17 protein-coding genes and 1 CRISPR repeat array are annotated in these 20,576 nt (G+C 48.9%); of the genes, 15 read left to right on the top strand and 2 right to left on the bottom strand.

What is annotated here, in order from left to right:
* Positions 1–41: 41 nt before the first annotated feature.
* Positions 42–969: direct repeats of the CRISPR family, unit length 28 nt; unit sequence GTTCACTGCCGCACAGGCAGCTTAGAAA.
* A gap of 157 nt (positions 970–1,126) precedes the next feature.
* Positions 1,127–1,420 carry a hypothetical protein gene (locus tag ACQY6I_RS00290; protein WP_428239467.1) on the bottom strand — a complete coding sequence of 98 codons (294 nt, stop codon included), beginning with the start codon at positions 1,418–1,420 and terminating at the stop codon, positions 1,127–1,129.
* A 707-nt stretch (positions 1,421–2,127) separates the two neighbouring features.
* Positions 2,128–4,212: a methyltransferase domain-containing protein gene (locus ACQY6I_RS00285; protein WP_428239466.1), complete on the bottom strand. Its 2,085-nt coding sequence runs from the start codon at positions 4,210–4,212 to the stop codon at positions 2,128–2,130.
* Positions 4,213–4,584: 372 nt separating this feature from the next.
* On the opposite strand from ACQY6I_RS00285, the gene fliS reads away from it, so the two are divergent.
* The 15 genes from fliS to ACQY6I_RS00210 all read left to right on the top strand — a co-directional run bounded on the left by fliS (position 4,585) and on the right by ACQY6I_RS00210 (position 20,398).
* Positions 4,585–4,986, top strand: a complete 402-nt coding sequence (gene fliS, locus ACQY6I_RS00280; protein WP_428239465.1) for a flagellar export chaperone FliS — start codon at positions 4,585–4,587, stop codon at positions 4,984–4,986.
* Between the two features lie 19 nt (positions 4,987–5,005).
* Entirely contained in the window at positions 5,006–5,275 is a 270-nt protein-coding gene (locus tag ACQY6I_RS00275; RefSeq protein WP_428239464.1) for a hypothetical protein, read from the top strand.
* A gap of 317 nt (positions 5,276–5,592) precedes the next feature.
* Entirely contained in the window at positions 5,593–7,080 is a 1,488-nt protein-coding gene (locus ACQY6I_RS00270) for a sigma-54-dependent transcriptional regulator (protein WP_428239463.1), read from the top strand.
* 196 nt (positions 7,081–7,276) lie between these two features.
* Positions 7,277–8,530 carry a sensor histidine kinase gene (locus tag ACQY6I_RS00265; protein WP_428239462.1) on the top strand — a complete coding sequence of 418 codons (1,254 nt, stop codon included), beginning with the start codon at positions 7,277–7,279 and terminating at the stop codon, positions 8,528–8,530.
* Positions 8,531–8,534: 4 nt separating this feature from the next.
* The gene (locus ACQY6I_RS00260; RefSeq protein WP_428239461.1) at positions 8,535–9,929 is read left to right on the top strand and encodes a sigma-54-dependent transcriptional regulator; all 1,395 of its coding nucleotides are present in this window, start codon (positions 8,535–8,537) and stop codon (positions 9,927–9,929) included.
* A 450-nt stretch (positions 9,930–10,379) separates the two neighbouring features.
* Positions 10,380–10,778: a flagellar hook-basal body complex protein FliE gene (fliE, locus tag ACQY6I_RS00255; protein ID WP_428239460.1), complete on the top strand. Its 399-nt coding sequence runs from the start codon at positions 10,380–10,382 to the stop codon at positions 10,776–10,778.
* A 180-nt stretch (positions 10,779–10,958) separates the two neighbouring features.
* Entirely contained in the window at positions 10,959–12,689 is a 1,731-nt protein-coding gene (gene fliF, locus ACQY6I_RS00250) for a flagellar basal-body MS-ring/collar protein FliF (RefSeq protein WP_428239459.1), read from the top strand.
* The gene (gene fliG / locus ACQY6I_RS00245) at positions 12,682–13,719 is read left to right on the top strand and encodes a flagellar motor switch protein FliG (RefSeq protein ID WP_428239458.1); all 1,038 of its coding nucleotides are present in this window, start codon (positions 12,682–12,684) and stop codon (positions 13,717–13,719) included. The genes fliF and fliG overlap by 8 nt, the downstream gene beginning before the upstream one ends.
* A gap of 81 nt (positions 13,720–13,800) precedes the next feature.
* Positions 13,801–15,000 carry a FliH/SctL family protein gene (locus tag ACQY6I_RS00240; protein ID WP_428239457.1) on the top strand — a complete coding sequence of 400 codons (1,200 nt, stop codon included), beginning with the start codon at positions 13,801–13,803 and terminating at the stop codon, positions 14,998–15,000.
* Positions 14,990–16,414: a flagellar protein export ATPase FliI gene (gene fliI / locus ACQY6I_RS00235; protein WP_428239456.1), complete on the top strand. Its 1,425-nt coding sequence runs from the start codon at positions 14,990–14,992 to the stop codon at positions 16,412–16,414. Before ACQY6I_RS00240 ends, fliI begins: the two co-directional genes overlap by 11 nt.
* 34 nt (positions 16,415–16,448) lie before the next feature.
* Positions 16,449–16,892 (top strand): flagellar export protein FliJ, encoded by a 444-nt coding sequence (gene fliJ, locus ACQY6I_RS00230; protein WP_428239455.1) that lies wholly within the window; start codon positions 16,449–16,451, stop codon positions 16,890–16,892.
* 186 nt (positions 16,893–17,078) lie between these two features.
* Complete coding sequence (locus ACQY6I_RS00225) at positions 17,079–17,360, top strand: STAS domain-containing protein (protein WP_428239454.1); 282 nt, start codon at positions 17,079–17,081, stop codon at positions 17,358–17,360.
* 21 nt (positions 17,361–17,381) lie between these two features.
* A complete protein-coding gene (locus tag ACQY6I_RS00220) occupies positions 17,382–17,744 on the top strand; it encodes a response regulator (RefSeq protein WP_428239453.1) in 363 nt (120 codons plus the stop codon).
* Positions 17,745–17,757: 13 nt separating this feature from the next.
* The gene (locus ACQY6I_RS00215) at positions 17,758–19,857 is read left to right on the top strand and encodes a chemotaxis protein CheA (protein ID WP_428239452.1); all 2,100 of its coding nucleotides are present in this window, start codon (positions 17,758–17,760) and stop codon (positions 19,855–19,857) included.
* 16 nt (positions 19,858–19,873) lie between these two features.
* A complete protein-coding gene (locus tag ACQY6I_RS00210; protein ID WP_428239451.1) occupies positions 19,874–20,398 on the top strand; it encodes a chemotaxis protein CheW in 525 nt (174 codons plus the stop codon).
* The last annotated feature ends 178 nt before the right edge of the window (positions 20,399–20,576 follow it).

The raw sequence follows: 20,576 nt of genomic DNA, 5'->3' as shown, positions 1-20,576 counted from the left end.
GCTTAGAAAGGCAGGAATGCAGGACACATTCGGCTCGTTATGTTCACTGCCGCACAGGCAGCTTAGAAACACAAAAATCGTACAAGAAAGAAGCCGAAGCCGTTCACTGCCGCACAGGCAGCTTAGAAATCTTTCCGTTATCTGGCTCGCTTAACTCTGCTGTTCACTGCCGCACAGGCAGCTTAGAAATAAGCGCAAAGCCGCTCCAAAACGCAAAGCTGGTTCACTGCCGCACAGGCAGCTTAGAAAAACGCTTGTTGATCTCCTTTCGAACTCTCCATGTTCACTGCCGCACAGGCAGCTTAGAAATCTTTGTAAATTACTTTACACTCTACTTCAGAGTTCACTGCCGCACAGGCAGCTTAGAAAATATTATGGGCAGGTCGTCGTCGACGCCGTCCGTTCACTGCCGCACAGGCAGCTTAGAAAGCGCTGAAGTGGGCCAGGCTGTATGGCGGGGCGTTCACTGCCGCACAGGCAGCTTAGAAATAATCCCAACAGCCCAACCCCAGCCAAAATCCGTTCACTGCCGCACAGGCAGCTTAGAAATCGACAACAGATTGTAAGATTTTATTGATAGAGTTCACTGCCGCACAGGCAGCTTAGAAATGACAGGTATTCACTCATCTTTGATTTTTGAAGTTCACTGCCGCACAGGCAGCTTAGAAAAGTTTCCGGCATTGCAGTATTTGAGAATGTTTGTTCATTGCCGCACAGGCAGCTTAGAAAATCATCACCGGTTCAACCTTCTTTGTGATGTTGTTCACTGCCGCACAGGCAGCTTAGAAAACCAGCTTTAAAACTTGATCTGGATTCACTGTGTTCACTGCCGCACAGGCAGCTTAGAAAGAATTCAGGATAAGCGTCAACGCCGTTAGCACGTTCACTGCCGCACAGGCAGCTTAGAAAACGTGGGATTCCTCGGTGCACAACCACCCGCGGTTCACTGCCGCACAGGCAGCAAAAAGCAGGCAAAGCCCTTACGCCAGGATTTTTGTTTTCATGATAATTATTTGTACGCGCAGTAGAAAACCGGTTGTTCGGTTTTTTGCGAGAGTAAGCATGATCACTGATTTGGCGAATGATGAAAGCCCGGATTTATTCCGGGCTTTTTTGTTTTTGGGGTTTAATTTTCCGGTAGTGCGAGCAGTGAGCGGCACAGGCTGAGTATGAGGGTTTGGCCGATGAGGGCTTCTTCGTCCATGCCGTTGAAGGAGGGGTGGTCGTAGAGGCCAAGTTGGGCTTGCATAAATGCAAGTATGGCACTGACCTGACTACAGGCGTCACGGCGGGTGTAGGCCAGACCAAAGGCTCTGAAATCCGGCAGGTGATGGATTTGTCCGTGTTCGTCGCGAACGCTCAGGCAGCGGTGGCACAGCAGTTCTTTTGTTTGGGCTTCGGATAATTGAATAGATGACATGAAATTTTCCGTGAACATTGTAGAAAACAATGCCCTCAGTCCGTTGCAATGGACTGGGGGCAGGCCGAAACGGGTTGCAACCACCGCTCTTCACGGAAAGCGGCCCAGCCGAAGCTGGCCCGCCCGGCCTGCCAAAACAGACAGGCGTGCGCAAGCACCAGTACAAAAAAAAGACGCGGATGCGCCTTGATGTACCGCCGTGAAGTGATTTTCGGGGGTTGCAGTCCCGGCGCTGGTTTTTTGCCAGCGCGATGCAACAGTAACCTGAAGTGTGTGGCGAGTAAAGTCTGTGATGAGGCCCGGTCAGCTGCCATGTGGAGCCGTTTGAGGTTCGGCAGGTGTTACTGCAGTGCAGGAGTTTTTTGAGAGGGTCTGTAAGACCCCAGGTGCAGGAGGTGTTGGGCAGAATAAGCGGAACCGTTGTGTATTTGGCTTGTCGGTCGGTTGCTTTTACCCTCTCGTGGTGGGGTTCATGGGCTCTTGGCAGTTTGATCTGGCAGATAAAGAAGCATGTTTAAAACTCTGCACGTTCTCCAGGCCGTTTGCAGGATATTTGCGGTGAATTCAGCAACTAATGTGAAAAACATGGCCGCTTATCATGACCGAGCGGTGAAGTGGGTGGAGGGTTATGAGGAGCGGCAGTAGGGCAGGCGGACAAATATCCGCCATGGCCACTATGCCGCATCAGTAGCAATTTAAACCAATATTCAGGCGTTTGGGGTGTACCTCGGTTTCTGACAGTAGAACTGATACATGCCGCCAAACGAATGCGGGTTTTGTTGTTCAAATTCAGCCCATTCCGCAAGGCTGCCGCATTGTTGATCGTTGCCGATAAAGTCGATGAACTCCAGCCGCTGTAATGGTTGCACCAGCAGGCCAATGAAATTCAGTTGGAACTGTTTGAGCATCTCGTCGATTTGTAACAGGTCAAACTGGGTTTCATGTTCATGGAATACCAGATCACGACAGCCACTCATATTGTAAAAATCAGAGGAGCTTAACATGCCGGAAAACGCCGCGTTGCCGTTGCTGTTCAGAATCGCCTGACGGAACAAGCGAATATGTTGGGCACTGCCGGTCAGGTTGTTTTTCTGAATCAGTTCACGGGACTTTAGAATAATCTGTCGTGCCGCCCGGCTGTACAGGGCCAGTTTCATCAGTCCTCCGGGAACAAGCCGCTCTTTCAGGGCTGCCAGTCCGGCCATTGGGTCTGCCATGTGGTGCAGCACGCCAGAACTTTCGATGATGTGAAACTGCCGTTGCAGTTGATCGAGGTTGAGAATATCCGCCTGGATAAATTCAATGTTTTTAACATGATGTTTCTCGGCCATTTTGCTGGCGTAAACCAGTGAGCGGCGGCTCAGATCGATGGCAGTGACATTCACGTTGCGGAAATATTTGGCCACTTTGATGGCATGTTGTCCGGTGCCGCACCCGGCGATAAGGACATTAATGTCACCCGTGTTGAAGAACGAAGGCGCCCGAAAATCCGAAAATTCCTGCTCCATCGCCCGGCCATAATTGGTGGGCGTGTTGTAACTGAGATGCAGCCAGCGCGGGTAGGGGTTTTGCTCGTATTGCGCCTGTACTTTCTGACTGGTGGCATCGTTGATCTGGCCAATCGATGCAATTTTGTCGCAATTCTGTTTCTCCTGGATAATTTCCAGCAAGGCATGATTTATGGTTTTGCGGGCCCATACCGGCCAGCGATTAACGGAAAATTTAGCCAGTTCGGTTGCACAGCTCAGTTCGTCCATGGGCAGATACATGCTGTAAAGCAATGTGGCTCCGGCCAGATCAGAAGGCTTCCAGCCGGTGGCGCTGATCACGGCATTGATCAGGTCTTCCAGGGCGGAGAGCAGGCTGTATTCCTGAGAGTCGATATACAGGCTGTATTCCATGTTTGAGGCATACAGGCTGAGTGCGACTGCCAGGTTCATATGCTGTTGCTTCAAATCAGAATGCACCAGGCTTTCCAGTAAGAGCTGTTTTCTGATCAGGGTGATGAACTTTTCCAGATCGGGCTGGCAGAAAATAATTTTGCTGAGTGCTTCGCACAACAGTTTGTCCTGGGAGACGGTATCCAGGATTCCCAGCGGCAAATCATGTTGGAGCAGTGTGTGTATGTCATATTTATGGATCAGCAGCGAGGCTGTGATGTTGCCCAGAGCGGTGTAGTCGATACCTTCCAGCAGGTATAACGACAGGATGTCTTTGGCCAGCTCTTCGTCATAGTGGTTGGCAGTGATTTTGGCAGTGCATTCGAACAGTTTGGTACGGATGTGCGGGTCATCAGGATGAGATTTGATCAGTTCCCGATAATCCTGAAACGCCTCTACGAATTTTCCCTGGCGCGTTTTGGTGTAGGCCAGCGAACTGGCTGCCCGGGTCAGCGTCGGGTTTAACCGAAAAGCTCTGGCAAACTGTTTTTCCGCTTCTTCATATTCCTGCCGGGCCAGAAACACATGTCCCTGACTGTACAGCAGAGAAGGGTCGTCCGGCGTTTCTTTGAGGGCATATATCAGATGGCTGTTGGCTTGATCGTAAAAGCCTTCGTCGATCGCGATACGGGCCAGTAAGTTGAGTGCCAGCGGTCGGGTTTCTTTGATATTGGCGAGAATATCTGCAATATCTTTGGCTTCCTTCCGGCAGGCGGCACACTGCTCATTTTTAAGTCTGGGGTTCAGACTCTTTTCATAAAGTGCCTCGGCGGAACTTAACAGAGTAGAGATCTTGAACTGATCGCTTTGATCCTCTGTAAATTTCCGGGCGGTTGTTGCTGAACGGCTCATCTGTTCCTCCCACCGGACAAGGTTTGCCGGCTTGCCTCTCACGTATCTACCAAATGAAGAATGAGTAAGGTTGTTAAAAATCAATAAGTTAGTGATATTTTTAACAGTCCTGACTGCCATGTATGGAGTACCGGTGCAACGGCTGTGCCAGTGTAGAAAGTGCTGCCTTAAAAAAGAAAATGCTGAAAGTACTCAAGTTTTTGTGATCCACGCCGCTGACTAGGAGGTAGGGAAGTCGTGAGCATTTGAATCATGTCAGCGAGGTAATGCAGGTCATTATTCAGAGGTTTCTCGCAGAAAATCGGTTTGCATGTGGTCAAACAGCAGGGAAGGATCTACTTTTGAGTAAGTGGTCAATCATCGGGAGATAGTATGTACAGCTCAGGTGCCAATCATTACCAGGCAGTTAGTAATCAAACCAGCATCGTCGATGCCGATCCCCATCAGCTGATCCAGTTGTTGCTGGAGGGCGCTATGTCCCGTATGGCACAAGCCCGAGGGTGTATAGAGCGTGGCGATATTGAAGGCCGAAACAACAGTATCAACAAGGCTATTGCTATTATCGGTGGTCTGAACAGCAGCCTGAATATGGATGCTGGAGAGATTTCCTTCAACTTGAAACGATTATACGAGTACATGCAGCAGCGGTTATTTGAGGCCAATGTCCGTAACGACATGGATGCGCTGGATGAAGTGGTACGATTGTTGGGTGAAATTAAGGTTGCCTGGGAAGGTATTAAAGAAGAAGCCAAGACTTTCATTCAAAGCCGGTGATAAAAAAGAGGTGGCTATTATGCAATTCGATCATGCTCTGGAGCATCTGACCCGGCTGCAGCAACGGCTGGTTGATACTGCTAATCAGCAGGACTGGCAACGGTTAGCCATGATCGAAAGCGAGTGTCAGATGTGGATGCATGAGCTGTCAGAATGGCCGGATCTGGATATTCTGCAGACAGAACGTCTGCGCCGTCACCTGTTGGGGATGACCTCTGCCTATCAGCAGGTTATTAACGCCAGTATCGAACATATCTCCCTGCGATTTTCCTCTGCTCTGGCAGGTTGATTTCGATACATCGGACTTAAGAACGATTTACAGTTATTTACAGAGCGGCAATATACCTTCCACAGAAAGCGGCAAATTTATTCCTCAAACGAAAAAGAGCTTGTCACTTTGCGTCAATAGTTTTTTGTTTGCTTACTTCTCGCAACATGAAAATAATATTCCAACTTTTTTTACAAAAAAATCGCCATAAATTTGACTAATTGCTTTTTCCCTTCTTTACTACACCATATTGGAAAAAGTGTCGATATGATCACAAATTTCATCAGGCATGTTAGTCGTTGTTCAAAAAATGAGTCAGTTACAGGAACCAGTCAGCTATGTGGCAAGAGACGAAAGTTCTCATCATCGATGACAATATCGATCGGCGCCAGGAAATACGCGTCATCATGGATTTTCTTGGGGAAGAGGCATACGACTCTGGAGTTGACGAATGGAAGCTGAAGGCCAACGAGGCTTTTCAGACCAAAGACGAAGTCAGTGCAGTTATTTTAGGTGAATGTCGGGTTGGGATTAACCGGGTGTTAACCGAGATCATGAGCTGGGACAGAGGCTTACCAGTGATCATGATAGGGTCTTTCCACGCTGATGAAAGCATCGAGGAAGAGCTCAAGCGCGTTGTCATCGCCCGTATTCCGCATCCTCCCAGTTACAATGTAATGGTCGATACGCTGCATCGTGCTCAGGTTTATCGTGAACAGATGGACTTATCACGTGGCCGTGATCAGCGCCGGGAAACCAATCTGTTCCGCAGTCTGGTTGGGTCCAGCCGGACGATTCAGGCGGTACGTGAAATGATGGCCCAGGTGGCCGATAAAGATGTCACTGTGTTGATCACCGGAGAATCCGGGACGGGTAAAGAAGTGGTTGCCCGTAATCTGCACTATAACTCTCACCGTCGTCACAAGCCGTTTGTGCCTGTTAATTGTGGTGCCATTCCGGGCGAGTTGATTGAAAGTGAACTGTTCGGACATGAAAAAGGGTCGTTTACCGGTGCTATTTCCACCCGTGCCGGTCGTTTCGAAATGGCCGAAGGCGGTACCCTGTTTCTCGATGAAATCGGTGATCTGCCACTGACCATGCAGGTAAAGCTGCTGCGGGTGCTGCAGGAAAGAACGTTTGAGCGTGTTGGCGGAACCAAGACTTTTAGCAGCGATGTCCGAGTGGTGGCGGCGACCCACCGAGATTTGGAAAAAATGATTGAGGAGGGCACGTTTCGTGAAGACCTCTATTATCGTTTGAATGTATTCCCCATTGAAATGCCGGCCCTGCGTGAGCGGCGGGAAGACATTCCATTATTGCTGAACGAACTGATTTCACGAATGGAGAATGAAAAGCGTGGTTCTATTCGCTTTAATTCTGCGGCGGTGATGTCTTTGAGCAATCATGAATGGCCGGGCAATATCCGAGAAATGGCCAATTTGGTTGAGCGTCTGGCCATTATGCATCCGTATGGCGTCATTGGTGTCAATGAAATGCCAAAAAAATACCGCCATATCGATGAGCTGGGTGAACTGGCGAACAGCGGTTTTATGACAGATTCGCCGGAAGTGGCGGTTTCTGAGTCGTCGATGATCAACGGTAATTCGGTGATGACGTCGACAGAGCCGAATCAACCGGCGCTGCTACCGGTCAACGGGTTGGATCTGAAAGAATATTTGACTGATCTGGAGCGTAGCCTGATTCAGCAGGCATTGGATGACGCCAATGGTGTTGTTGCCAGAGCCGCCGAGAAGCTGCATATACGCAGAACCACTCTGGTGGAGAAAATGCGTAAATATAATCTGAGTAAAAAAGAACTGGCATGATAAACAATCGGTTGTACCGGTTGTTTTTAGGGTGTTTTTTAATGAACCCCGCATCGCTCTGACAGCGTTAACATCCTAACTTTTTGACTCTCTGGAATAGTATTTTAAAAAACCGGCTGACAGCCGGTTTTTTTTGGCCCGCTTTGTGCAGAATCAGCTAAAAATGACTGGCTTTTGACACAAGGTTGAATCATTCATGTCAGAAAAAACAGCAGGCGTTTCTGTGCCTACGGTGTCCCGAAACGGCTCCAAGCCTCTATCCTGGCCGGGTATGTTTCCATTGACCGCCGAGGCTTCTCTCTCCGCAGAACGACTGGAAGAGCTGAAACAGGCTTTTGACGTTTTTAATAAAATGTCCGAACAGCTGACTGAATCTTATCAGTGGCTTGAAACCCGTGTGGTGGAACTGAGCGGCGAATTGGCTACCGTCAGTGAGCAGCGGATGCGGGAGCTGGCAGAAAAAGAAAAGCTCGCGGACCAACTTGAAAGTTTGTTGAACCTGATGCCGGCCGGAGTATTGGTACTTGATCAAAAAGGTTGGATTCAGCGCGCCAATCCTGCGGCAGAAGCATTGCTGGAAGTGCCGTTGAAAGGCCAGCGCTGGCGTTCAGTTATTCGTTCTGTATTTTCGCCACAGGCCAGTGATGGACACGAAATTTCTCTGAGAAATGGTCGATTGGTTAATCTGGCAACGACGGCACTGGATGGTGCCGGGCAATTAATTTTGCTGACCGATCATACTCAAACCCGTTCCCTACAGCAGCAGATTGCCCGGCAGGAGCGTTTAAGTGCGATGGGTCGGATGGTAGCGTCTTTGGCCCATCAGATCAGAACCCCGCTGTCTGCAGCGATGTTATACGCTGGAAACCTGAATCGGCCGGAGTTGTCATCTGATCAGAAAGATAAGTTTATTCATAAGTTACAGGCACGATTGAATCACCTTGAACAGCAGGTTCGAGACATGCTGATCTTTGCCAAGGGAGATTCTCGCCTGCTCAATGAAATCAGCGTCAAAGAGTTGATGCTGGATTTGCAAAATGCCTGTGAGACGGTGTTACTGGAACACGGCGCACAGCTCGACATTATTAACGAAGTAGGTGATGAGCTCATTCTGTGCAATAAAGAAACTCTGATCGGAGCGATTCAGAACCTGATCAATAATGCGGTCGACGCAATTGAGCGGGATGCAAAAATTGAGGTGCATTGTCGCCAGGTGGCTCATAAAACTCTGCGGATCGATGTCACCGATAATGGTCCAGGTATGCCGGAAGAGCTGGTCGACAAGGTGCTGGAACCATTTTTTACCACGAAATCCCACGGTACCGGGCTGGGTCTGGCGGTCGTACAGTCAGTCATAACCGGACATAAGGGTACCGTGACAATCAATCGTAACTATCACAACGGTTGTCAGTTTAATTTATTTTTACCGATATTAATCAATAGGAGCTGAATCAATGACTGCTCATACAATTCTTGTGGTCGAAGATGACCTGGCCTTGCGTGAAGCGCTCTGCGACACACTGGAACTCAATGGGTTTGAAGTGGTCGAGGCAAGTTCGGGAGAAGCCGGTGTCGCACGACTTAATGATTCCAGCGTCGATTTTGTTGTTTCCGATGTCAATATGCCTGGGATCGATGGACATGAGTTTTTGGCGATTACCAGAGAGAAGTTTCCCAAATTGCCGGTATTGTTGATTACTGCCTATGGGAGTGTCAGTAAAGCGGTGGATGCCATTCAGAGTGGTGCAGTTGATTATCTGGTTAAACCCTTTGAGCCTGGTATTTTGATCGAGACCATCCAGAAATTCATGAAGGCGGATAAGCCCGTCAATATGAATGAACCAGTCGCTGTGGAGCCGAGCAGTCAGCAGGTGTTGGATCTGGCAAAAAAAGTGGCCAAAACTGACTCCACCATTTTGATTTCCGGTGAAAGTGGTACTGGTAAAGAAGTGCTGGCGCGTTACATACACGAAAACTCCAATCGTATTGGCCAGCCATTTGTTGCCATCAACTGCGCAGCCATTCCGGAGAATATGCTGGAAGCCACCTTGTTTGGGCATGAGAAAGGAGCCTTCACCGGAGCCATGAACAGCTCTCCCGGTAAGTTTGAACAGGCAAATAACGGCACCATTCTGCTGGACGAGATTTCCGAAATGGATTTGGGGTTGCAGGCGAAATTACTGCGGGTTTTGCAGGAGCGGGAAGTGGAGCGGATTGGCGGTCGCAAGACTATTCAATTGAATGTCAGAGTTTTGGCGACTACCAACCGAAATCTGCTGGAAGAGGTCAAAAAAGGCACATTCAGAGAAGACTTGTATTACCGTCTCAGTGTATTTCCGATTCAATGGAAACCCCTGCGTGAGCGCCGATTGGATTTGATTCCGTTGGCAGAACGATTGATTCATATTCATGCGGTCAAAATGGGTAAGGCAGATGTCCGTCTGGACGATAGTGCCCGTAACGCATTGATACAATATAGCTGGCCAGGCAACGTGCGTGAACTCGATAACGCAATCCAGCGTGCCATGATTCTGCAGAGTGGAGCCTGGATTACCGACATGGACCTGGGGTTGGTGGATCTTCCTGAACTGGACTTCGAACCACAGCGTAACCAGGAATTGTTTGGCGATACGGCAGAAGTGTCCAACCGAATTGAAAAAAGTAATAGTGAGTTGGGCAGTGAGATTAAACAGCGTGAGCTGGAGATTATTATCGAAACCATCCGCACCTGCGGTGGCCGTAAAAAACAAGCCGCAGAAAGACTGGGGATCAGTCCCAGAACACTGCGTTACAAGCTAGCCCGTTTCCGTGAACTGGGCGTGGATGTTGATCGGGCGATTTTTGCCTGATGACCCCCTGTCAGGAATGATTTTGTGAAGAAATCATTCCTGTGTTTAACCTCATCTCAGGCAGCACAGGCCTGTAATCTCATCGGTGCTATACACCGCTCCCTGCTTTTCCTGCTGTCATCTAGAACTTTTAAGGGACACCCACTTGATTGCAGATGCTTGCTGTTCAGGGGACACCCACTCAACTTTTAAGGGACACCCACTTGATTGCAGACGCTTGCTGTTCAGGGGACACCCACTCGATTGCAGATGCTTGCGGTTTTAGGGGACACCCACTCGATTGCAAACACTTGCCGCCTGAACGGCAAAGACTGGCCTTCTAATTGCAAAGCAACCATTAGTTGACGGGGAATATAGAATTTTTTCCCATAAATCGACGAAGTATTGACACAAGTGATCCGGATTCGATGGACGTAGACAAAATTCTGACCCAAAAAAAGGTGGCATGAGATGGACACAGGCAGAGTAGACATAAACCAGGTTTTGATGCAGATGCGGACTATCAAGTCGCAGATGCAGCAGGCGAGGCCGGCGGAAACCCATGTCGACCGGCAAGGTGTCAATCAAATCAATTCCCAAATGCCGATGCCCGGTCAGTCTACCGGTTCGGTCGAGCAGTCAGAGCCACCCAGTTTTGGTGAAATGTTTAAGTCAGCGGTGGATACCGTTAATGACAATCAAAAAGCTGCCAGTGGTTTGTCTCAGCGTTTTGAGCTCGGTGATCCCCAGGTGGATCTGCCTGAAGTCATGATTGCGTTACAAAAGTCCAGTGTGTCGTTTCAGGCCATGACTCAGGTAAGAAACAAGATGGTCGAAGCCTACAAAGAAATTATGAATATGGCCCTGTAATAGCAGGGTTAAAGAGTCACCTAAAACGGAGTGTATTGGTATGACTGACCACACATGCAGACGATCAACATATATTCGCTGTCAGGGGCATTCAGACTGTTTTCAGGTATCTCCGTTTTTTCGTGCAGAAAGTCAATGGCAAGAATTTTTCATGATGACGATTAATAGCGGGCATTCATTATGACCGAAAATGTACCGGCAGCCGCAGCCAGGCCCAAACCTCCAGTCGCTGACCGCTCCTTAACGTCTGAGTCTATGGATTCTGGCGTGGGAGGTGATGGCGAAGAAACGAATCCTAAGGTTAATCCGTTGTTGGAAGGCTTTAACCGACTGGCGCTGACCCGGCAGGTTGGTTTGCTGATTGGTCTGGCGGCAGCCATTGCCATGGGCTTGGGTGTCGTTCTCTGGTCGATGGATAAATCATATAAGCCGTTGCTTAATAGCAACGATAACTATAATTCCAAAGAAGTAATCACTCTGCTGCAGACAGAAGGTATTGAATTTGATATCGATCCGGTCAGCGGTTTGATTCTGGTGCCGGAGTCCGACTTGCATCAGGCCCGTCTGGCCATTGCCGGTGCTGGTTTTTCCAATGACCAGACGGTTGGGTATGAATTGCTGGATCAGAGTCAGCCGCTGGGCACTAGCCAGTTCATGGAAAATGCCCGTTATCGTCGTGGCCTGGAGGGTGAGCTGGCGCGGACCATTGCCAGTATCAATCAGGTGCGTAGTGCTCGTGTTCACCTGGCCATTCCCAAACGTAGCGTATTTGTCCGTGATTCACGTGAGCCCAGCGCATCGGTCTTTTTGGATTTATATCCGGGCGCGCTGCTCGAAAAACAGGAAGTGAAAGCGATTACCAATCTGGTGGCCACCAGCGTCGAGGAGTTGAGTCCCGACAAGGTGACCATTGTTGACCAGCGCGGCAGACTGCTCAGCGATAAAGAAGAGGACCCCGAAGCCAATCTGACCGACAAACAGTTTCAATACACCCGCCGGGTGGAAGATGCTATGACCAGCCGGATTCGTGCCATCCTGGAGCCGGTATTGGGAAGTGGCAAATTCGAGGCCCAGGTTTCTGCAGACGTTGACTTTACCCGGGTGGAGCAAACCGATGAATTGTACAATCCAGATCTCATTGCCCTGCGTTCAGAGCAGGTACTGAGTGAGCAGAAGGTCGGCGAAAACAACGGTGGTATTCCTGGCGCTCTGACCAATCAGCCGCCTGGAAATGCTAACGCCCCGGAACAGACAAATCCTGACGGAACTCCTGCCACTCCTCCTTCTTCAACGCGGGACGAAGCGACCCGTAACTACGAAGTGGACCGCACTTTGAGTTACACCCAGCATCAGCTGGGCCGGTTGCGTCGTATCACTGTGGCGGTGGTCGTGGATGACATGAAAACCCTGGCTGATGATGGCTCTGTCAATAAACAGGCCTGGTCGCAGGAAGAGCTCGATCGCTTACGCATTCTGGTACAGGACGCTGTTGGCTTCGATGCCGCCAGAGGTGATAGTGTCAATGTGATCAATTCTCCGTTTATGGCGGAGCAGGAAGTTATCGAAGAAGTTCCGTTCTGGAAGACGCCCGGATTTTTAGATCTGGTGCGGCAGGCCCTGGCTGGATTATTTGTACTAATATTAATATTTGCAGTATTCCGTCCAGCGCTGAGAAACCTGATGAAGAAACCCGAAGACGAGGAAGAAACGTCAGAAAGCATCGATACTTTGAGTATTGATGACGACTTTATCACTGATGATAAGGTTACGCTGAGCGGGGCGGATGAATTTTTATTGCCGGGAGCCTCAGAAAGCTTTGAACGGCAACTGGATGCTTTGCGTGGGTTGATTGCAGAAGATCCCGGCAAAGTGGCAATGGTATTGAGAAGCTGGATCATGTCCGATGACTGAACAACGAAATGCTATCGTGGAGGCTGAAAAAGCACTCGACGGTGTAAGAAAGCTGGACCGGGCCGCCATTCTGTTGATGACTCTGGGAGAAAATGACGCTGCAGAAGTGTTACGTAACCTGGGGCCGAAAGAGGTACAGAGGGTAGGGACTGCGATGTCGATGTTGTCCGAAGTTTCCCAGTCCCAGGTGGAAGGCGCCATGGGGTTGTTTATGGAAGAAGTGGGCGGCAAGACCAGTCTGGGCATCGGTGCCGATGCTTATATTCGTAATATGTTGACTCAGGCGCTGGGAGCGGAAAAAGCCAGTGGCCTGATTGACCGTATCCTGTTGGGCGGTAATACCACCGGTCTGGATACCTTGAAATGGATGGAGCCACGTGCCGTGGCTGATCTGATTCGTAATGAACACCCTCAAATTCAAACTATCGTTATTGCCTATCTGGATTCCGATTTGTCTGCTGAAATCCTGACTTACTTCCCTGAAAAAGTCCGCCTGGATATTTTAATGCGGGTCGCGGCGTTGGATACCGTGCAACCGGCGGCATTGTCTGAACTGAATGCCATTCTTGAACGTCAGTTTGCTGCCAGTGCCGGATCGCAACAGCAGACTCTGGGTGGTGTGAAAACCGCAGCCAATATCATGAACTATCTCGAATCCAGCATTGAAGCTGAAATTATGGATGGCATTAAAGAGATCGATGAAGATCTTGGTAATGAAATCTCCGATCTTATGTTCGTCTTTGACAACCTTGTCGATGTGGATGATCGCGGTATTCAGTCGCTGTTGCGTGAAATCTCCACTGACATGCTGAAAATTGCCCTGCGTGGTGCGGATCAGAATCTGGCTGAGAAAGTGTTTGCCAATATGTCGAAACGGGCTGCTGAACTGCTGAAAGATGATATGGAAGCCATGGGGCCAGTGCGTCTCAGTGATGTTGAAACCGCCCAGAAAGAAATTCTGGCCATTGCCAGACGTATGGCTGATGCTGGCGAAATTGCACTCGGTGGCGGTGGTGAGCAAATGTTGTAGCAGAGGGTTGAAAAGCTCTTTGCCGGCCAAAGGAAAGATAAAAGATATCTGTATGTGGCGGTCAAACAACCTTAAGGCATTATGACATTGAAACAACGGCAGACACATAACGTTGAAACCTGGGCTCTGCCCAAATGGGATAAAAATGGTAAACCCATCGAGAAAGTGGCGCAGACTCCTGATCCGACAACGGAAACGGTAGAGACCATTGAACCGGAGCCGGAGGAAGAGCTACGCCTACCGACTGCCCGTGAGTTGCAGGAGATTCGGGACCAGGCCTGGCAGGAAGGTTGGCAGGAAGGGCTGAAAAAAGGCCATGACGAAGGTCTTGAAAAAGGTCTGCAGGAAGGGCGCGAACAAGGTTTGCCGGAAGGTGTGGAGCAGGGTATAGAGCGTGGCCAGAAACTGGGTCATGAGCAGGGACTGAAAGATGCCCAGGAAGAAATGGATCAGTTGCGGATGACCTTTGCCATCCTGCTGACTCAGCTTGATGAACAATTGCAATCCGAGCGAACGGAGTTGGACCAGGCATTGGTTAGTCTGGTGATGCGATTGACGAAAAATCTGGTCCTTCGGGAACTGTCCATGTCGCCTGAGCTGATTCAGGCCATCGTCGCCAAAGCCGTATCGGCGTTACCTAATCCCAGCGAGCGCATTGTCATAGAAGTGAACCCCCAACATGTGGAATTGGTCAACGAGCTAGCCGAGCAACATGAATCCAACTGGGTGGTCAAAAGCAATGAACAACTGGCTGAAGGCGGTTGCACCCTGCGCACGACCAACAGCCTGGTCGACTACACCCTGGAACATCGCTTTAAACAACAGATTGAAGCCATCCTTACCGAGGCTGAGCTAAACCCTGACGTACTCATGAAAATACTCCAGGATCCGGTGGAACTGCCAGTGGATGAAGTACAGGAACTGGTTTCGGAACAGACCTTAGCTGAACCAATGGCAGCGGGTGCGGAACCGGACCCACAAGATCAAGAGACACCCACTGCAGAACAGGGGACACCCACTGCAGAACAGGGGACACCCACTGCAGAACAAGGGACACCCACTCCAGAACAAGAGACACCCACTGCAGAACAAGGGACACCCACTGCAGAACAAGGGACACCCACTCCAGAACAAGAGACACCCACTCCAGAACAAGGGACACCCACTGTAGAACAAGGGACACCCACGCTGCAGGAAGAATCTTCCCCTGCTGTTGGACCAAAAGCCGAGGGTGTGCAGGCAGCAGATGTTGTTCAGGAAGCGACTGATCATGAAACCTGATACTGATCAACCTTCTCTGGCGCAGCGTTTTTGCCATTATGAGCAATTGGTGCCTGATGAAGCGGCCGTGACGGTCGTCGGTCGTTTGACGCGGATGGTGGGGCTGACTTTGGAGGCAGTTGGTTGCAATGTTTCCATCGGTGAGCGTTGTTTGGTGATCGATGGTAATCACGAGTTGGAAGCTGAAGTGGTTGGTTTTGAAGGGGAGAAAGTATTTCTGATGCCGATCACGCCGGTTTCCCGCTTAAAGGCCGGAGCGAAAGTCATGCCGGTGGAAAACGCCAATCAGCTGGTAATTGGTGATGAGTTGCTGGGTCGGGTGGTTAATGGTTTTGGTGAAGCGATTGATGGCAAGGGCACGTTGCATTGCCGGGTCAACAAGTCTCTGCAGGGGGATATTATCAACCCCTTGCACCGCCAGCCCATTCGCGAGCCGCTCGATGTTGGTATCAAGGCCATCAATGCTCTGCTCAGTGTCGGTCGTGGGCAGCGGTTGGGGCTGTTTGCCGGATCCGGGGTTGGTAAAAGTATGTTGTTGGGCATGATGACCCGTTTCACCAACGCTGACATCACGGTGGTCGGGTTGATCGGTGAACGGGGGCGGGAGGTCAAGGAGTTTATTGAGGATATTCTTGGCGAAGAAGGTCTGGCCCGGTCTGTGGTGGTGGCTGCTCCGGCGGATGACTCACAGTTGATTCGCTTGCGGGCCGCACAGTACGCAACTTCCGTCGCCGAGTACTTCCGCGAAAAGGGTAAAAACGTCTTGTTGTTGATGGATTCTCTGACCCGTTATGCTCAGGCTCAGCGCGAAATTGCCCTTGCCACGGGAGAGCCGCCGGCCACGAAAGGTTATCCGCCCTCGGTGTTTGCCAAAATCCCGCAATTGGTGGAGCGTGCCGGTAATGCTAAAGCTGGTGAGGGATCGATTACGGCTTTTTATACCGTATTGACTGAAGGTGATGATCAGCAGGACCCGGTTGCAGATGCCTGTCGGGCAATTCTGGATGGCCATGTTGTGTTGTCCCGTCGGTTGGCTGAAGAGGGCCATTATCCGGCTATCGATATAGAAGCCTCTATCAGTCGGGCGATGCCTCAAGTTGTCAGCGGCGATCATTTGCTTAGTGCTCAGAAGTTCAAACAGTTGTATTCCTCATATCAACAGAATAAGGATCTGATTACCATTGGTGCATACAGTGCCGGTGCAGATGCTGAACTCGACAAAGCCGTCGAGAAAATGCCGAAGATGCGCGATTTTCTGCGCCAGAGCCTGAGCCAACCGTTCAGTTATGACGAAAGCCGTGACATGCTGAGTAGACTGGGTCTGGAAAAAAACGAGGCGCCGGTGGTTAAAGCTAAAGGTCAGAGAGTCGGACAGAAACAAACCGGTCTGGCATCCAGAGCGAAAGCCCGTTGAACCTGTCTATAAACCCAAACGGTGAACATGATTTATGAATCGCTCACAACGCCTGGTTATTGTCGAGAAACTGATCCAGCAGCAGGAAGAACAGCTGGCTAGAGCGTTGACGATGGCGCGAGAAAATGTGCAACGGGAGCAGCATCGGCTGGATGAGCTGACAGGCTATCAAAACAGCTATGAGGATGAATTTCACTCACAGGCGCAAAAAGGTATCTCCGGGCAGCAGTGGCAAAGTTATCAGCATTTTATTTCACAACTGGAGCAAGTCATCAAGGCTCAACAGCACACGATTCTGATGGCACAACGTCAGGCTAATGAAGTGATGCAGCGATGGAAAAAAATCCATCTCAAGCGTAAATCCATGTCCAGTTTTATTGAGTCCGTCCGTTTCGAAGAATGGGTGGCACAAGAAAAACTGGAGCAAAAGCAAAATGATGAATTAGTCACCCAAATGTTTTCCAGAACCCGTCAATAAACATGTTAACTTTTTTGTCTGAAATAAAAATTTAGCAAGTTAAATACCTTCATCTTAGTAAAAACATCTCTGTTCCCTAGTCCATTAGTAGTAGCCGATAAGGCTGCTCTGTATTTTTTTTTGCAAGCTAAAAAAGCACGTCTACTCTAAAGGTAAGGCGCTATGCCGAATGTTGGAAAGCAGAGTATGGAAAATACGTTTAATGTTCCGTGTCCGGAAATGATGGGCATCAATAATGTTGATGAGATTAAAAGGTTGCTAACCGAAGCAACTGACTCTCACGGCGATATCTCTCTCCAACTGGCTTCCGTCACTAAAATTGATACTACCGCAGTACAACTTTTGATTGCTTTAAAGCAGAAACTGGAATCTCAGAATAATCGTTTGATACTGTCTGAACCCAGTGAAAATGTGCTTAAAGTTATTGGGCTACTGGGGGTAGATAAGTTGTTGGGTTTAGTTGATTAAAAAAAATCGGGGAATGATCAGATGGCCAAAATCCTAGCTGTTGACGATTCTGCATCTATGCGACAAATGGTTGCCTTTACCTTAAAGGGAGCCGGTTTTGAAGTCGTCGAAGCCCAAGATGGAAAACAGGCGTTAAGTGCCGCTCAAGGGCAGAAATTCGATCTTGTTCTGAGTGATGTCAATATGCCTGTTATGGGGGGGATTGAATTGGTCAGCAAGCTTCGTGAGCTGCCACACTATAAATTCATTCCCATTCTTATGTTGACCACAGAGAGCGCCGGCGACAAAAAAATGGAAGGTAAGAAAGCAGGTGCCACGGGGTGGATCGTCAAGCCATTTAACCCGGATCAACTGCTATCTACTATCCGTAAGGTGCTTGGTTGAAAGGCATGGATATATGAGCAGCATCGACTTAAGCCAGTTTCATCAGGTCTTTTTCGAGGAGAGTCTCGAAGGGCTTGATAGTATGGAAAATTGTTTACTGGAAATAGATGTCAGTAATATCGATAGAGAGTTGATCAACACCATATTCAGAGCTGCCCATTCGATCAAGGGTGGTAGTGGGACATTTGGGTTTACGGATATCTCTCAGTTTACTCATGTCATTGAAACATTGCTTGATGAAATCCGTTCAGATCAACGAGGTCTTACTCAGGCGAACGTCGAGCTGTTTTTACAGTCTGTGGATTGCCTGCGTAATATGCTGGCGGATTTACAGGATGGGCGTTCAGTTGATTTGACTCAGGCAGACAAGCTACGGCAACAGTTTGAAGTCATGATCAACGAAGCGGAGCAGCCATCGACCGTCGTTGCAGAAGATGAACCGGAAAACGACGATGCCCGGCGGAGTGGTAGTCGCTGGCGGATTAAATTTGTACCTGGTTCGGACATCATCCAAACCGGTAATGAACCATATCGCATTATTGCAGAATTGCATTTGTTGGGTGACGTTGAGACCGAGGTCGATATTTCAAGGTTGCCGGAATTTGATGTGATTGATGGCGAGCAATGTTACTTGCAATGGCAATTTTGGGTTACTGGAGACGACATCCGTGAAGAACAATTGAATGAAGTATTTGAATGGGTGTTTGATGAATCCGAAATCGAAATCGTTTGTGAAAGTGATGTCATTGAAAAATCGGTAATTGAAGAGGTTCAGGAGAAACACCCTGAACCGGTCAAAAGTGAATCATCAATCTCCGTTCCTCCGCCGCCGGTGCCATCTGCACCTAAAGAGAACGCGAATGAAGGACGTCATGCCACATCGAAAAACGCTGAGCATGCGTCTATCCGAGTGAGTATCGATAAAATAGATTCTCTGATCAATATGGTCGGTGAACTGGTGATTACTCAGTCCATGCTCGGAGAGTTGGGTCGTGATTTCAATATGGACAGTCTGCATCTGTTACAGGAAGGGCTGTCTCAGTTGGAACACCATACCCGGGAGTTGCAGGAAAATGTCATGCGAATTCGCATGTTACCAATCAGTTTTACGTTCAGTCGGATGCCGAGACTGGTCAGAGATCTAAGCAGCAAACTTGGTAAGAAAGTTGAGCTCAAATTAATTGGAGAAAGCACCGAGTTAGATAAAACGGTGATGGAAAAAATTGGCGACCCGCTGGTTCATATGGTTCGTAATTCACTGGACCATGGCCTGGAAAGTCCCGAACAGCGTAAAGCCGTTGGTAAAAGCGAAACGGGAACATTAACGCTGAATGCCTATCATCATGGTGGCAATATTGTTATTGAAATTATTGATGACGGTCGCGGTATTGATGCGGAAAAAATCAGAAACAAGGCCATTGAGCGTGACTTGATAAAACCCACAGATGAACTGTCGCGGGAACAAATATATCAGCTGTTGTTTCGACCAGGTTTTTCTACTGCCGATCAGGTTAGTGATGTATCCGGTCGGGGTGTGGGGATGGATGTTGTTAAGCGTAATATTCAGGAGCTCAATGGTTCTATTGAAATGGAATCAGAGCCCGGTGTCGGTTCGACATTCAAAATCATCTTGCCACTGACGCTGGCAATATTGGATGGACAGCTGTTTAAGCTTGGCTCGGAGACTTATATTTTACCATTGGTCAGCATTGTTGAATCCATTCAAATTAAACCCAGCAATATGAATCTGGTCGCAGGTAGCGTTGATGTCTTCCGTCTGCGTCATGAATATGTGCCGGTGATCAAGTTGGCAGAAGTCTTTGATGTGAGTACCGGCACCACGGATACTGCGGAAGGCCTTCTGGTTGTGGTTGAGGGCGATAATAAGAAAGTTGCTTTACTGGTGGATGATTTATTAGGGCAACAGCAGGTCGTAATCAAAAGCCTGGAGTCTAATTATCAGAGGGTGGATGGTATATCCGGAGCCACTATTCTGGGAGATGGCACTGTTGCACTGATCCTTGATGTTCCGGGCATCATCAAAATGTCGGGTATTAAACTGTCGGCCAGTGGTTCTGCATTTATTGATAAAGGCAAGCAGTCAGCGGCGTGAGGAGTGAGGTAAGGTTATGGCAGCAAATGAACAGGTGAAAGATTTTGCCGACAGAGGTTTGTCCGAATTTGATGATAACGCAGATCAGCTGGATCAGTATCTGACGTTTATTGTTGAAAAAGAGGAATATGGTGTCGATATTCTTAGCGTTCAGGAAATCAGAGGTTGGGATTCTGCGACATCTATCCCTAATGCTCCGGCGTATCTGAAAGGGGTTATTAATTTGCGTGGTACGATTGTGCCCATTATCGATTTAAGAACCCGTTTTCAACTGCCCACCATTGAATATGGTCCCATGACTGTGGTGATTGTTTTGAAGCTCAGTTTCCACGATAAAGAGCGTGTAGTTGGGGTGGTTGTTGATGCTGTCTCTGATGTTTACAGCATTCCGAAAGAGGATATAAAAGAATCTCCTGAAATGGATGCAAATATCAGTAGTAACTTTATCAAGGGACTGGCAAATGTGAATGAGAAAATGATTATTTTGCTGGATCTGGCATTGTTGATGGAACCCGCCGAACTGACCAAGATTGGTGTTTAAAATAATCTGTGACAATGGTGCCACGAAACCTTATACGGAGCGGTTGCTATGGTGACCTGATCGTTGAATGAACAGGTGTCTCGACTTTGCCTGAAGAAGGGGCGGTTAAAACCTCTGATTTGCGAGCGGTCCTGATTTCGTGAGATTGCCGGATTTTTTTTGTGGATAAGCAGGATGC

This window comes from Gynuella sp. (genome assembly GCF_050297175.1).
Lineage (GTDB): Bacteria > Pseudomonadota > Gammaproteobacteria > Pseudomonadales > Natronospirillaceae > Gynuella.
The sequence above is the reverse complement of the archived record's forward strand: the minus strand, read 5'-3'. Positions and strand labels throughout refer to the sequence as shown.

Bases quoted from the DNA above. Each gene is read 5' to 3' on its own strand.
- ACQY6I_RS00290 (WP_428239467.1), bottom strand. From the start codon at position 1,420: ATGTCATCTATTCAATTATCCGAAGCCCAAACAAAAGAACTGCTGTGC.
- ACQY6I_RS00285 (WP_428239466.1), bottom strand. From the start codon at position 4,212: ATGAGCCGTTCAGCAACAACCGCCCGGAAATTTACAGAGGATCAAAGC.
- fliS (WP_428239465.1), top strand. From the start codon at position 4,585: ATGTACAGCTCAGGTGCCAATCATTACCAGGCAGTTAGTAATCAAACC.
- ACQY6I_RS00275 (WP_428239464.1), top strand. From the start codon at position 5,006: ATGCAATTCGATCATGCTCTGGAGCATCTGACCCGGCTGCAGCAACGG.
- ACQY6I_RS00270 (WP_428239463.1), top strand. From the start codon at position 5,593: ATGTGGCAAGAGACGAAAGTTCTCATCATCGATGACAATATCGATCGG.
- ACQY6I_RS00265 (WP_428239462.1), top strand. From the start codon at position 7,277: ATGTCAGAAAAAACAGCAGGCGTTTCTGTGCCTACGGTGTCCCGAAAC.
- ACQY6I_RS00260 (WP_428239461.1), top strand. From the start codon at position 8,535: ATGACTGCTCATACAATTCTTGTGGTCGAAGATGACCTGGCCTTGCGT.
- fliE (WP_428239460.1), top strand. From the start codon at position 10,380: ATGGACACAGGCAGAGTAGACATAAACCAGGTTTTGATGCAGATGCGG.
- fliF (WP_428239459.1), top strand. From the start codon at position 10,959: ATGACCGAAAATGTACCGGCAGCCGCAGCCAGGCCCAAACCTCCAGTC.
- fliG (WP_428239458.1), top strand. From the start codon at position 12,682: ATGACTGAACAACGAAATGCTATCGTGGAGGCTGAAAAAGCACTCGAC.
- ACQY6I_RS00240 (WP_428239457.1), top strand. From the start codon at position 13,801: ATGACATTGAAACAACGGCAGACACATAACGTTGAAACCTGGGCTCTG.
- fliI (WP_428239456.1), top strand. From the start codon at position 14,990: ATGAAACCTGATACTGATCAACCTTCTCTGGCGCAGCGTTTTTGCCAT.
- fliJ (WP_428239455.1), top strand. From the start codon at position 16,449: ATGAATCGCTCACAACGCCTGGTTATTGTCGAGAAACTGATCCAGCAG.
- ACQY6I_RS00225 (WP_428239454.1), top strand. From the start codon at position 17,079: ATGGAAAATACGTTTAATGTTCCGTGTCCGGAAATGATGGGCATCAAT.
- ACQY6I_RS00220 (WP_428239453.1), top strand. From the start codon at position 17,382: ATGGCCAAAATCCTAGCTGTTGACGATTCTGCATCTATGCGACAAATG.
- ACQY6I_RS00215 (WP_428239452.1), top strand. From the start codon at position 17,758: ATGAGCAGCATCGACTTAAGCCAGTTTCATCAGGTCTTTTTCGAGGAG.
- ACQY6I_RS00210 (WP_428239451.1), top strand. From the start codon at position 19,874: ATGGCAGCAAATGAACAGGTGAAAGATTTTGCCGACAGAGGTTTGTCC.